At 75.0% G+C, this 13015-nt stretch carries 10 protein-coding genes; 4 read left to right on the top strand and 6 right to left on the bottom strand.

Features of this window, described 5'->3' with window-relative positions:
- Positions 1 to 18: 18 nt before the first annotated feature.
- The 3 genes from ACIOGZ_RS01385 to ACIOGZ_RS01375 form a co-directional block, all read right to left on the bottom strand.
- The gene (locus tag ACIOGZ_RS01385; protein WP_400984355.1) at positions 19 to 816 is read right to left on the bottom strand and encodes an SGNH/GDSL hydrolase family protein; all 798 of its coding nucleotides are present in this window, start codon (positions 814 to 816) and stop codon (positions 19 to 21) included.
- A gap of 485 nt (positions 817 to 1301) precedes the next feature.
- Entirely contained in the window at positions 1302 to 2000 is a 699-nt protein-coding gene (locus ACIOGZ_RS01380; protein WP_363579315.1) for a hypothetical protein, read from the bottom strand.
- A gap of 205 nt (positions 2001 to 2205) precedes the next feature.
- Positions 2206 to 3090 carry a hypothetical protein gene (locus tag ACIOGZ_RS01375; RefSeq protein WP_363627557.1) on the bottom strand — a complete coding sequence of 295 codons (885 nt, stop codon included), beginning with the start codon at positions 3088 to 3090 and terminating at the stop codon, positions 2206 to 2208.
- A gap of 485 nt (positions 3091 to 3575) precedes the next feature.
- Here ACIOGZ_RS01375 and ACIOGZ_RS01370 point away from each other — a divergent pair, with 485 nt between their 5' ends.
- Both ACIOGZ_RS01370 and ACIOGZ_RS01365 read left to right on the top strand, forming a co-directional pair.
- Positions 3576 to 4745 carry an exonuclease SbcCD subunit D gene (locus ACIOGZ_RS01370; RefSeq protein WP_363579319.1) on the top strand — a complete coding sequence of 390 codons (1170 nt, stop codon included), beginning with the start codon at positions 3576 to 3578 and terminating at the stop codon, positions 4743 to 4745.
- Complete coding sequence (locus ACIOGZ_RS01365; protein ID WP_400984351.1) at positions 4742 to 7801, top strand: AAA family ATPase; 3060 nt, start codon at positions 4742 to 4744, stop codon at positions 7799 to 7801. Before ACIOGZ_RS01370 ends, ACIOGZ_RS01365 begins: the two co-directional genes overlap by 4 nt.
- A 133-nt stretch (positions 7802 to 7934) precedes the next feature.
- Here ACIOGZ_RS01365 and ACIOGZ_RS01360 read toward each other — a convergent pair whose 3' ends face one another.
- Positions 7935 to 8162 carry a hypothetical protein gene (locus ACIOGZ_RS01360; RefSeq protein ID WP_363627559.1) on the bottom strand — a complete coding sequence of 76 codons (228 nt, stop codon included), beginning with the start codon at positions 8160 to 8162 and terminating at the stop codon, positions 7935 to 7937.
- Between the two features lie 153 nt (positions 8163 to 8315).
- On the opposite strand from ACIOGZ_RS01360, the gene ACIOGZ_RS01355 reads away from it, so the two are divergent.
- Entirely contained in the window at positions 8316 to 8912 is a 597-nt protein-coding gene (locus ACIOGZ_RS01355) for a DUF1990 domain-containing protein (protein ID WP_363579325.1), read from the top strand.
- Between the two features lie 87 nt (positions 8913 to 8999).
- On the opposite strand, the gene ACIOGZ_RS01350 is transcribed toward ACIOGZ_RS01355, so the two are convergent.
- Positions 9000 to 9446, bottom strand: coding sequence for a YjbQ family protein (locus ACIOGZ_RS01350; protein ID WP_350875241.1), 447 nt, complete (start codon positions 9444 to 9446; stop codon positions 9000 to 9002).
- Positions 9447 to 9687: 241 nt separating this feature from the next.
- Positions 9688 to 9954 (bottom strand): hypothetical protein, encoded by a 267-nt coding sequence (locus ACIOGZ_RS01345; RefSeq protein ID WP_063349971.1) that lies wholly within the window; start codon positions 9952 to 9954, stop codon positions 9688 to 9690.
- Between the two features lie 799 nt (positions 9955 to 10753).
- Between ACIOGZ_RS01345 and ACIOGZ_RS01340 the strand changes: the two genes are divergently transcribed.
- Complete coding sequence (locus ACIOGZ_RS01340; protein ID WP_400984348.1) at positions 10754 to 12964, top strand: CDP-glycerol glycerophosphotransferase family protein; 2211 nt, start codon at positions 10754 to 10756, stop codon at positions 12962 to 12964.
- The last annotated feature ends 51 nt before the right edge of the window (positions 12965 to 13015 follow it).

Below are 13015 nucleotides of genomic sequence, written 5' to 3'. Positions count from 1 at the left end.
CCTACCGGCGCGAAGCCGTTACGACTGGGTGAAGACCGGGAGGTAGCCACCGGATTGGCCGGCGGCCTTCGGGTGGTAGCTCTCGTCGACCGGCAGGGTGGCGCTGTTCAGCCAGGTGGTCTGCGAGCCGCAGATCTCGTGCTCGGTGAAGATGCTGCGCACGTCGCCGAAGCTGAAGCCGGCGTTGGCGACCCGCTTGGCGATGACCTCGTCCAGCGTGTCGGCGGCACCGTTGATCGCGGCGCGCTTGGTGTCACTGATGCCGAGGATGCAGCTGCCGCCGATCTTGTAGAGGTGCGGGTAACCCAGCACCACCACGTGGGCGTTCGGCGCCTTGGCGTGGATCGTCGAGTACACCTTGTCCAGCTGGGCGGGCAGGGTGTTGCGGGCGTAGTTCTGGGCCGTGCTGACGGCGCTGAGGCAGGTGCTGTCCGACTCCAGCACGCAGGTCTTCATGGTGTCGGCGAAGCCGGCGTCGTTGCCGCCGACCGACAGGCTGACCAGCGTGGTGCTGGAGCTCAGCGCGGAGAGCTGGTTGCTGAGGACGTCTCCGGTTCTGGCGCCGGAACACGCGACGAACGAGAAGGACGACGGCGAGTGCGCATTCTTCCACAGGTACGGGTAGGCGTTGGTGCTTCGCTTGCAGTTGCCGCTGTCGCTCAGGTAGCTGCCGGCACCGACACCGGCGGAGTAGGAGTCCCCGAGAGCGACGTAGTTGACGCTCGCCGCATTCGCGGATGACGCGGTGAACAACGTGGTCAGAGTGAGCAGAGCCGCTATCGCGGCAACGGACATGGCGCGAGCTGGACGGAGCATGGCACCTCCTGGTGTGGTATGGGTCACAGAAGTGATACCAGGCAGTAGGTGAACCGGGAAGCGCTCATGCCAAGGACATTGACGGGCTGTCCGACAACGCAGAAGTGAACCACCGTCCACAGGGCGTGAGTTGGCGCTGGTCAGCGCCGGTGTACGCCGACGGGCGTCGGTCATCGCGCGTAGACGGTGGTCGGTGAAAAAGTCAGCGAGTGGTCAGTTGGTAGTCAGGGCACGGCCAGGACACCGTTACGGCCCGGCCACCGCCGGGCCACCCGCCGTACGACGCGTCGCGGGGTGCCGGGGCTCGCCATGGCACAGCGCGCCGAGAACCGGCGCGAACCGGCGCGACACGAACCGACCCCGCACGAACCGACCCCGGGCGCAAGGGCGTCAGCGCACGCGGACTCCGACGCACGCGACTCCGGCTCGAAACCCTGACCACGGATCAGACGGACGGCGCCGGCACCCGGCAGCCCCTCCTCGGGCTACGCGAGGCCCGGGTGAGGCTCGCTCGGGCACACCGCATCCGGGTGGACGGCATCCGAGCAACCGGCGTCCGAGCACACCGCATCCGGATAGACGGCGCCGGGGAAGACCACGCAGCCCTCCACCGGCAGCTCCTCGATCGCCTCGTTCGCGGCGACCGGCACGCCGAGCCGGCGGGCGGCGGTGGCGACCGCCACCCGGGCCTGGCGCAGCCCGGGCGCGCCCCAGCCGAGCAGCTCGACGGCGAGTCCGGGCGCGACCAGCAGCCGCCGGTAGTGCCGGCCGGAGGCCGGGTCGGCCGCGCTCGGGCCGACCGCGCGCAGCGCCGCCGCCATCCGGACCCGCGCGCACTCGTGCCCGCCGTTGGCCGAGCCGACCCGGTCGTAGAGGTAACCGAGGTAGTACGGTCGGCCGATCACGGCCTGGGCCTCCTCGGCCGCCTCCCGAGCCAGCGCGGAGGCCGGATCCCCGGCGTCCTCCGGCTCCAGCGATCCGCCGGGGAGCGAGCAGATCCCGTCCCTGGGGTTGACCAGGGTCAGCACCCGCCCGTCGGGAGCGAACAGCCACCCCCAGGACTGCTTCACCGGCAGCCCCTCGGGCACCTGCTCGCCCGGCCGCCACGGCCACCCCGCCGTGGGACGCCGGCGCACCCTGCCGAGCAGCTCGGCGATCTCCGCGCTGTACTCGATCCGGCTCATGCGTCCCCCTCTCGCTGTCGGGCTCGCCGGACCGGCAGTGCGCGGGACGGACCTGCGGAGCACGGTACGGAGCGGAGCGGCCGGAGCGGCGGCGTGGGGCACCGCGCGCTCCTGCTGTTGATCTTCTCCGAATCTTCCCCGAACAGGCGGTCGATGAACAGTCCCCAGCGCCGCATGGTGGATGACAGGGGTGGAAACCCCCTGATCACCCCAGCGGCCCACCCCCCTCCCCCGGCCCAGCCGAGCCGGGCTCCGGGAAGCCCGGCAGCGGGAAGCCCGGTCGCGGGACCACCCCGGGCGGGAACGGCAGCCCGCGCGCCGCGTCGTCGGCCAGCTCGTCGAACACCTCGTGCACCGTCATCGGCCGCAACCGCCCGCCGGCCAGCGCCCAACCGCGCACCCACGGCCCGTCCGAGGCCGGGGCCCCGGGCGCCGGGACGCCCGGATCGCCGTGCAGCAGCAACGCCCCCGCCCCACCACCGGCGACCCCCGCCGCCAGCGTGACGCAGAACGCCTCGGTGTCCCGCCCGGCGGGGTAGAGGCCGCCCGCCTCCACACAGACCTCCACCGCCGAGCTGAGCTGCTCGCCGTCCTCCGGGCCGTGGCAGCGCAGCGTCAGCAGGTGGCAACCCTCCCCCGCGCCCTCGGCCAGCGCGAGGTAGGCCGACGTCACGTACCCCATCACCGCCGCCAGCCGCCGCTGCCCGTCCGGGTCGTCGCCGACCGCCTCCAGCAGGGCCACGCCCGCGACGGACATCCGCACCCGCGCCCGGTGGTCGTCCAGCAGGACCGGGAGCAGTTCGGCCAGCCGCTCCCCCGCGTAGACGAAGGGCTCCCCGGCCAGCTCCGGATCGCCCGCGTACGCGACCCGGGCGGCGGGCGTCCGGGGGTCGAGGCCGAGCGCCGTGCAGTAGTCCTCGTAGTCACCCGCCTCCAGGACCCGCAAGTGCACCTCCAGGCCCTGCGCGTGCAGGGCCCTCAGCTGCTCCTCCGAGCGCCGCAGGTACTCCTGGTGGGCGAGCCGGCCGAACAACCCGTACCGCGCGAGGCCGGCGAAGTCGGCCGCAGCCGCCGCCAGCGCGACCGCCACCGGCTGCGGCGGCGGAGCACCCCGGGCCCGCCCGCCGCGGCGCCCCCGCGCACCCGCCCCGCCCGCACGCCCTCCCGGCGGCCGGTCACCACCGGACGGCCGGGCCCCACCGGGAGCGCCCGGCCCACCGTCCGCCCCGGCCCGCCGCCCGGCGCGCAGCAGCACCCGCCGGCGGACCCGCGACCGCCCGAAGACATCCACGGCCCCGGAACACTCGGAACCCCCGGGGCCCCCACAACGCCCCGCACAACGCTCCGCAACCCCGGAGCCCTCACGACCCGACGACCACACCCGCATGGTTCCTCCCACCGACTAGCCCAGCACCGGACACCGCCGACGGCCCCGACCCCGGAACCGCCGACGTCGAGGAACATACACAGAGCCACTGACAATCCACCCCGAGTAATCGAACGCGCATGTCCCGAGACCCTCGGGTCTCCTGATCCGGACGGGACTGTCAGTACCGGACGTTAAGGTCGGGAACCATGCGACTGCTGCATACCTCCGACTGGCATCTGGGCCGCTCCTTCCACCGGGAGAGCCTGCACGACGCCCAGCGCGCGTTCCTGGACCACCTGGTGGACGTGGTCCGGGCCGAGCGCGTGGACGCCGTGCTCGTCTCCGGGGACGTGTACGACCGGGCGCTGCCGGGCCTGGACGCGGTCGCCCTGTTCGACGACGTGCTGCACCGGCTGGCCGGGCTGGGCGTGCCGACGGTGTTCATCAGCGGCAACCACGACTCGGCCCGCCGCCTCGGCGTCGGCGCCGGGCTGATCGGCCGGGCCGGCATCCACCTGCGCACCGACCCGGGCGAGTGCGCCGCCCCGGTGCTGCTGGCGGACGAGCACGGGCCGGTGGCGGTCTACGGGCTGCCGTACCTGGAGCCGACGCTGGTGCGCGAGCGGTTCGGGCTGGAGCGCGGCGGGCACGCGGCGGTGCTCGGCGCGGCGATGGACCAGGTCCGGGCCGATCTCGCGGCCCGCCCGGCCGGCACCCGCGCGGTGGTGCTGGCGCACGCCTTCGTCACCGGCGGGACGGCGAGCGACAGCGAGCGGGACATCGCGGTCGGCGGCGTCGCCTCGGTGCCCGCCTCCGTCTTCGACGGCGTGCACTACGCCGCGCTCGGCCACCTGCACGGCTGCCAGACCCTGGCCCCGCACCTGCGCTACAGCGGCTCGCCGCTCGCCTACTCCTTCTCCGAGGTGGACCAGCGCAAGACCATGTGGCTGGTCGACCTCGCGGCCGACGGCTCGGTCGCCGCCGAGCGCGTCGACTGCCCGCGCCCGCGCCCGCTCGCCACCCTGCGCGACAGCCTCGACGCGTTGCTCACCAAGGACGAGTACGCGCCGTACGAGCAGGCCTGGGTACAGGCGACGCTCACCGACGCGGCCCGCCCGAGCGAGCCGATGGAGAAGCTGCGCCGCCGCTTCCCGCACACCCTCCAGCTGCTCTTCGACCCCGAGGAGAGCGAGGCCGAGCCCTCCCGGTCGTACGCGGCCCGGGTCAGCGGCCGGGCCGACCTGGAGATCGCGGAGGGCTTCCTGCGGCACGTGCGCCCGGGTGCCGAGCCGGAACCGGACGAGCTGGGCTGGCTGCGCGCCGGGTTCGAGAGCGTCCGGGAGACCACCGACCGGAAGGCGGACCTGCCCCGATGAGGCTGCACCGGCTCACCGTCAGCGCGTTCGGCCCGTTCGCGGGCAGCGAGAGCGTCGACTTCGACGCGCTCGCCGCCGGCGGCCTGTTCCTGCTGCGCGGCGCCACCGGCGCGGGCAAGAGCAGCGTGCTGGACGCGGTCTGCTTCGCCCTCTACGGCGACGTCCCCGGCACCCGGCGGGCCAACCGGCTGCGCAGCGACCACGCCGAGGCGCGCAGGCTGACCGAGGTCCGGCTGGAGCTGACGCTCGGCGGGCGGCGGCTGCAGATCACCCGGCTGCCGGAGCAGCGGCGGCCGAAGAAGGTCGGCACCGGCACCACCGTCGAGCGGCCGCAGACCCTGCTGCGCGAGTGGGCCGCCGACGCGGGGGACGGCACGCCCGGCTGGCGGGCGGTGAGCAAGTCGCACCAGGAGGCCGGGGAGGAGATCCACCGGCTGATCGGCATGAACCGGGAGCAGTTCTGCCAGGTGGTGCTGCTGCCGCAGGGCGACTTCGCCCGCTTCCTCAAGGGCGACTCGGAGGAGCGCGGCAAGCTGCTGCGGCGCCTGTTCGACACCGAGCGGTTCCAGCACGTCGAGGGGTGGCTCGCGGAGCAGCGGCGCGTCCAGGAGGCCGCCGTCCAGGCCGGCCGGCGCCGCCTGCGGGATCTCGCCAGCAAGGCCGAGCAGGCGGCCGGCCCCGGCGCCGAGCCCGCAGAGGGCTGGGTGCCGGCCGAGGAGGACGCCGCAGACCTGACCGCCGGGGTGCTCGGCTGGGCGGCGATCCTGCGCAGCGGCGCAGCCGAACAGTTCACCGTCGCCGGGGAGGCGCTGGCGGGCGCCGAGGAGGCGCAACGCGCCGCCCAGGGCGAGCGAGCGGCCGCCGAGGAGCTGGCCGGGCGGCAGCACCGCCACCGGCAGGCGCTGCTCCAGGCCGACCGGCTGGCCGCGTTCGAGCCCGAGGCGGCCCGGGACGGCCGGCGGCTGGCGGCGGCGCAGGCGGCCGTCGGGGTGGAGTCCGCGCTGCGGCTGCACGAGGGCGCGGCCGAGGCGCACCGGCGGGCCCGGGAGGCCGAGCGTCGGCACCGCAAGGTGCTGGCCGGCGACGGCGACGGCGGCGCGGGCAGCGCGGCCGCCGGGGGCCCGGCGCTGGCCGAGGCGGGGGCCGCCGAGCTGGCCGAGGCCGAACGGGGCCTGCGGGCCGGGCTCGTCCGGCTGGAGGCCGCCGGGGCGGAGGAGCGGCGCTGCGCCGAACTCGCCCGCGAGCAGCGGAGCCTGGACGAGGAGCGCCGGCGGGCCGACGAGTTCGCCGAGGAGGCCGAGGACTGGCTGGCCGAGTATGACGAGCGGCTCGGAGGCCTCCAGGAGGAGCAGAACCGGGCCCGGTCGGCGGGCGCGCTGGTCGAGCAACTCGACGGCCGACGGGTCGAGTTGAGCACCCGCCTGGACGCCGCCCGGGAGCGCGACGGCCTGCGGGCCGAGATCGCCGCCGCCGAGCCGCGCGCTGCCGCCCTGCGCACCGCCGCGCTGGACGCCCGCGAGTACGGCCTCGGCCTGCGCGAGCGGCGGCTGGCGGGCATGGCCGCCGAGCTGGCCGAGCAACTGCGCGCGGGCGAGGCGTGCCGGGTCTGCGGCTCGCCCGAACACCCGGCACCCGCCGAGACCGCCGACGGCCGGGTCGGCGCCGACGACGAGGAGCGTGCCCGCCGGGCCCAGGCCGTCGCCGAACAGGCCTGGACGGCAGCGGACCAGGCCCTCACCGCGCTGCGGGTCCGCGAGGCGACCGCCACCGGCGCGGCCGGGCCGGAGGGTGCCGACGCGCTCGCGCAGGCCCTCGCCGAGCTGGACCGCGAGCACCGCGAGGCGCTGCACTCGGCGGAGGCGCTCGGCCGGGTCGAGCAGGAGATCGCCCGCTTGTCGGCCGACCAGGACCGCCGGCTCGCCGAACTGCGCGAGGCCCGGGAGCGCGCCGCCGTCCGTACCGACCGGCTCCAGGCGCTCCAGCACGAACAGCACGAACTCGCCGCGCGGGTGGCCGCGGCCCGGGGCGAGGCGGCCTCCGTCGCCGCGCGGGCGGCCGCGCTGGAGCGGCTGGTCGAGCGGGTCGCCGCCGTGGCCGAGGCCTCGCGGGCCTGCGCGCAGACGCTGGCCCGGCTCGGGGACGCCGAGGTCGAGCTCGCCGAGGCCGCCGCCGCAGCGGGCTTCCCGAGCCCCGAGGAGGCCCTCGCCGTACTGCTCCCCCGCGCGGAGCGCGAGCGACTGGCGGCCCGGCTGGAGCGGCACCGAACCGAGTCCGCCGCCGTCCGGCACGAACTCGCACTGCCCGATCTGGCCGAGGCCGCGGCCCGTCCGCCGGTCGACCTGTCCGCCGCCGCGGCCGCGCTCAGCGCCGCCACCGACCGGCTGGGCCGGGCCCACGCCGCCCGCTCGGCGGCCGCCGAACGGTGCGCGGCACTGGCCTCGATCGGCCGGCAACTGGCGGACCTCGCAGCCGAGTTGGCCCCGGCGCTGGCCCGGTACGGGCGGATCAACCGGCTCGCGGCGCTGGCCGCCGGCACCTCCACCGAGAACCGGCTCCGGATGCGCCTGGAGTCCTACGTCCTGGCGGCCCGCCTGGAGCAGGTCGCGGCGGCGGCCAGCGACCGGCTGGTCCGGATGTCCGGCGGCCGCTACACCCTGGTGCACAGCGACGACCGGGGCACCGGCAACAAGCGCTCGGGTCTGGCCCTGCGGGTGGTCGACGCCTGGACGGGCACCGAGCGGGACACCGCGACGCTCTCCGGGGGCGAGAGCTTCTTCGCCTCCCTCGCCCTGGCCCTGGGCCTGGCCGACGTGGTCACCGACGAGGCCGGCGGCATGCCGCTGGACACCCTGTTCATCGACGAGGGCTTCGGCACGCTCGACGAGCAGTCCCTGGAGGAGGTGATGGACGTCCTCGACGGCCTGCGCGAACGCGACCGGGCGGTCGGCATCGTCAGCCACGTCGCCGACCTGCGCACCCGCATCCCCGCCCAGCTCCTGGTCCGCAAGGGGCGACGCGGCTCGACCCTGGCCCTGGCCGGGCGGGAGGACGCCTAGGGACCGCTCAGGGGCACTGCCAGCGGTCTTGAGGCGGCCTTCCGGTGCCTTCTGGGCCCTGCATCGCCGCAGGTCAACGGCTTGCGGGCACTGTCAAGCCGGTGGCATTGCGGCTAGGGCACACTGCGTCGCATCAGCCCGAACAGGCCACCCGCTGGGCCTGTTGCCAGGTGCAGACCGGGCAGAGCGTGCTGCCCGGGTGGTCGGCGGGCAGTTCGGTCGGCTCCCCGCACAGGACGCAGTCGGCCCGCGGCCCGGTCGACGCCGGATCGCGCACCAGCGCCGCCTGCGCCGCCTGCACCCCGCCGTCGGGGGCGAACTCGCAGACCGCCGTGTCCTCGTTCCTCGCGCTGTCGCTCATGCCGCCTTCCTACTCCGCCCCCGGCCCCCGCCGCAAGGCGCCGCCGGCCCGAGCCCGACCCGAGCGCCGGACCGCCCCGCCCCACGCCCCGCCCCCCTCCGCCCCGGGCGACCCGCCGGCGGCGGGCCCGCGACGCCCGGCTACGGTGACCGCATGGCCACCGACCTCCAGCGGCGCCTGCTCGCCGCCCGCGCCACCGCGCCCTCCTACCCCGAGGTCGGCGCCACCCGCGGCGGCCCGCTGCCGGACGGCTACGCGCACCTGCGGCGGCGGGTGCACCTGGGCCGCGGGCCGCAGGTGCTGGCCCGGGCCGGGCGGTACGTGCTCGGCTGGGGAAGCCAGCTGGGCACCGGCTTCGCCGTGTACCCGCACGCGCCGGCCGAGCCGGGGTCGACGGTGCTGCTGCGGCTGAGCCTGCCGGGCGGCCGGTGGCCCCGGCTGGTGATCCCGTGCCGGGTGGTGTGGACGGTCGAGGAGCCGGATCGGATCGGCTTCGCGTACGGCACGCTCCCCGGGCACCCGGAGTGCGGCGAAGAGGCGTTCCTGGTGTCCATGGACGCCGCCGGCGAGGTGTGGTTCGAGGTGTCGGCGTTCTCCCGGCTGACCGCCTGGTACGCGCGGCTGGGCCGGCCGGTCGCGCTGCTCTGCCAGTACCTGGCGATCGAGCGCTACCTGGCCGCGGTGGCCGCCGCCGTCGCCGTGGCCGAGCCGGCCGGGCCCGCGGGCCCGGCCGGTCCCGCCGTCGAGTAGAGCGTCGAGTCAGCCGAAGGAGTGTCGGCCGAAGAAGTCCTGGCCGAAGGAGTGTCGGCCGAAGGAGCCTCGGCCGAGGGAGCCGGATCAGCCGAAGAAGGAGAGCCGCACGGTTCGGCGTGGATTGTCACCGTTGGTGTCGATCAGCACCACGGACTGCCAGATGCCGAGCGCCAGCTGGCCGCCGATCACCGGCAGGGTGGCGTGCGGGGCGACCAGGCCGGGCACCACGTGGTCCCGGCCGTGGCCGGGGCTGCCGTGCCGGTGGCGCCAGCGGTCGTCGGCGGGGAGCAGTTCGCGCAGGGTGGCGAGGAAGTCGTCGTCGCTGCCGGATCCGGTCTCCAGGACGGCGATTCCCGCGGTGGCGTGCGGGACGAAGACGTTGAGCAGGCCGTCGCGGCCGGCGGCCCGTTCGGTGAGGAACGCGGCACAGCGGTCGGTGATGTCGAGCGCGACCTCTCGGCTGCCGGTGGTGATCTCGAAGGTGGTGGTCTGGAAGAGGCCCTGGTGGGTGGAGTGGATGTTGTCCGCCATGGCGCCATCCTGACCCACCTCGGCGGACCTCGCGCAGCACCTCGCCGACTCCACCTGTGGGGGCGGCGAGGTGCACTAGGGTGAAAGGTTTAGACCACATCGGCCCAGCCGGGACGACCCCGGAGCCGGGTACGCCGAAGACCCGACGGTCCGTGTGGTCCGCCGGGTCGGGGTCCCGATCCGCATCGGGTGGCCCGGGAGGCCCCGGGCCGCGGAGCCGTGGGCCCCGAGCCGACGGGCGCTAGCCGCGCCCGCCGAAGAGGCTTCGCCGCAGCCGGCGCAGTGGCGTCAGCAGCGAGATCCGCGCGTGACGACGCTTGGCCGTCGGGGCGTCCGCGCCGCGCGGCGTCAGCTCCCTTATCAACCCGAGCGCCTCGGCGGTGTCCACCGCCGGGAGCGCGGGCGCGCCGAGCACGGCCAGGTGTCGGTCGATCCGACGGCCGGTCGTGCCGACACCGCACTGGATCGCCGGCACGCGGGGCCGAGTCCGCACTTGCATGTGTTCCATCAGTTTTCCCACCCCTACGAGGCGCCAGGGCCGTGAGGCGAAGACTATCCGCGATGGACGGCCTTCGCGCAACCGTCCTTGGTGTTGTGCCACCGTATCGTGCGGCGTCAACTGACGATGCACCAGGGGCCACCAGGCCGATCACGACTAGGCATCAATGATGGTGCACGACCGGCCATCTGTCAGCAGTACCCGGGGCACGGGCACGGCGCCCGGCCACGCGGCGCGCGCCGGGCGCACGCGACCCCGCACGCGTCCCTGCGGACGGTCCTGCCGGTGGTCCCGCGGGCGGCCCGCCGGTCCGCCCGAGAGCCATGAGGGATGCGGCGGTGGACACGACGCGGATGCCGCGGTGGATATAGGGGACAGCCGGGGCCATCGACAAAGCGACCGGTCGACACCTCCAGGCTTCATGAAGTGAACACATTCGAGGGATTGACTCCCGGCAATCCTCCAAGCAATATCTGTGAGAACACGTGCGCGCCCGCATCGCACCCGGGTGCGCGTTCGAGTGATGAAGAACTCCGGCTCCCGCGAGCCACTGCCCGGCCGCCTCGACGCTGCGGTGGCCAGGCTCGCGAGGTGCCCGGAAAGGCGGCCGGCCGTAGAGGGTCGGCCGGGCCGCCGCCAGGCTGCCGGTGCCGCCCCGTTCAGGGCCCGGCACCGGCGGTTCCGGGCTCAGGGGCGACCGTGGCCACGGCTCCACGGCAACCGGTCAGCCCGGCCGGTCACCTCGACCGATCACTCCGGCCGGACGTCCCCGCAGGTCGCACCCGGTGGATCGGTAGACTCGGCCAGCGTGCCCCTCCTCCTCAGCATCGTGCTCCCGGTCCACGGCGTGGAGCGGTTCCTGCCGCGCTGCCTCGACTCGATCCTCGGCGACACCCCCGCCACGGAGTCCCGTTTCGAGGTGATCGCGGTCGACGACCTCTCCCCCGACGCCTCCGGCGCGATCCTGGACGCCTACGCGGCCCGCGACCCCCGACTTCGGGTCCTGCACCTCACCGAGAACCAGGGCCTCGGCGGCGCCCGCACCACCGCCTTGGCGCAGGTGCGCGGCGAGTACGTCTGGTTCGTGGACAGCGACGACTGGCTGCCCGAGCGGACGGTGGGCGCGATCCTGGACGAACTGGAGCGGGAGCAGGAGCGGCAGCGCGGTACCGAGGCGCCCACCGACGTCCTGCTCACCGGCTTCACCCACGTCTACCCGGACGGCGGGACCGAGCCGAACCCCTGGCGCCACGTGCTGGCCGACTCCCCGCTGGTCGAGGGGTGCACGCTGGCCGAGCACCCGGCGCTGTTCCAGACCGTGATGTCGGTCTGGAACAAGGTGTTCCGCCGCGCCTTCCTGGAGGGCCTCGGCGTCTCCTTCGGCCGCGGCTACTACGAGGACATCTCGGTCACCTACCCCGCGCTGCTGGCCGCCGAGCGGCTGCGCTACCTCGACCGCCCCTGCTACTTCTACCGGCGTGGCCGGGACGGCGCGATCACCGCCACCGCCTCCCCCAAGCACGCCGACGTGTTCGCCCAGTACGACGCGATCTTCGCCTTCCTGGACCGCCCGGACCGCCCCGGCCGGCCCGTCCCCGACGCGCTGCGCACCCTGGTCTTCGACCGGACCGTCCGGCAGGCGCTGAACGTCTACGACACCCCCGGGCTGGTCCCCGTCGACCGGCGCAAGGACTTCTTCCGCCAGATCGCCCGGCACTTCGCCCGGCACCGCCCGACCGGCTACCGCTACCCCGGCGGCGTGCGCGGCGTGCAGTACCGGCTGGCCGCGCGCGGCGCCCGGATCGCGTACGCGGAGCTGCGCCGCACCGGGCAGCTGCCGCGCGAACTCAAGCGCGGGGCACGGGCGGTGGCCCCGGCCGTGAAGAAGGGCGTGCGCAGCGGCGCCCGGTTCACCGCGTACAACGCCTTCCGCCGGCTGCCGCTGGACGAGCACCTGGCGGTCTACGCGGCGTACTGGCACCGGGGTTACGCGTGCAGCCCGGCGGCGATCTACGAGAAGGCCAGGGAGCTGGCACCGCAGATCCGGGGCGTGTGGGTGGTGGAGAACCGCAAGCAGGCCGCGGCCATGCCGCCCGGCGTGCCGTACGTGATCGTCAACACCCCGGCCTACCTCAAGGCGATGGCGACCGCCAAGTACTTCGTCAACAACGTCAACTTCCCGCGCACGATGGCGAAGCGGGCGGGCACCGTGCACGTGCAGACCCAACACGGCACCCCGCTCAAGGCGATGGGCATGGACCTGCGCGAACGTCCCGAAGCCGCCGAGGGGATGGACTTCGACCGGCTCCAGGAGGCCGTCGACCGTTGGGACTTCCTGGTCTCCTCCAACCCGCACACCAGCGAGCACTTCACCCGCGCCTTCCCCGGCCGGTACGAGATGCTGGACACCGGCTACCCGCGCAACGACCGGCTGGCCAACACCACACCGGACGAAGTGCGGGCCGTGCGCGAGCGGTTCGGGCTGCGGCCGGACACCACGGCCGTGCTGTACGCCCCGACCCACCGCGGCGACCAGGGCGGCTACGTGCCGCTGCTGGACGTCCGGGAGCTGGCCCGGCGGCTGGGCCCGGACTTCACCCTGCTGGTGCGCACGCACTACTTCCACACCGGCGGCCCGGGCGACCTGGCGGCGGGCGAGGGTTCGGCCGCGATCGTCGACGTCTCGGCCCACCCGACCGTGGAGGACCTCTACCTCGCGGCGGACGCGCTGGTGACGGACTACTCGTCGATGATGTTCGACTACGCGGTGCTGGACCGGCCGGTCGTGATCTTCGCGCCGGACTGGGAGGAGTACCAGCGGGTGCGCGGCGTCTACTTCGACCTGTTCGAGCAGCCGCCGGGGGCCGTCACGGTGGACCCGGACGGGCTGGCGAAGGCGTTGCTGGCGGGCGATCCGGAGCCGGCCGCGCGGGCGCGCTTCCGGGCGCGGTTCTGCCCGTGGGACGACGGCGGGGCGGCGGAGCGGGTGGTGCGCCGGGTGTTCCCGGTGGAGTCCTGAGGCGTCGCGCGGCGCTCCCGGAGCCCTGAGGACCCGGGTGGCACCGGGCCC

Source organism: Kitasatospora sp. NPDC088160 (assembly GCF_044741445.1).
In the GTDB taxonomy this organism is placed as follows: domain Bacteria; phylum Actinomycetota; class Actinomycetes; order Streptomycetales; family Streptomycetaceae; genus Kitasatospora.
This window is presented reverse-complemented; position numbering and strand designations above follow the sequence as displayed.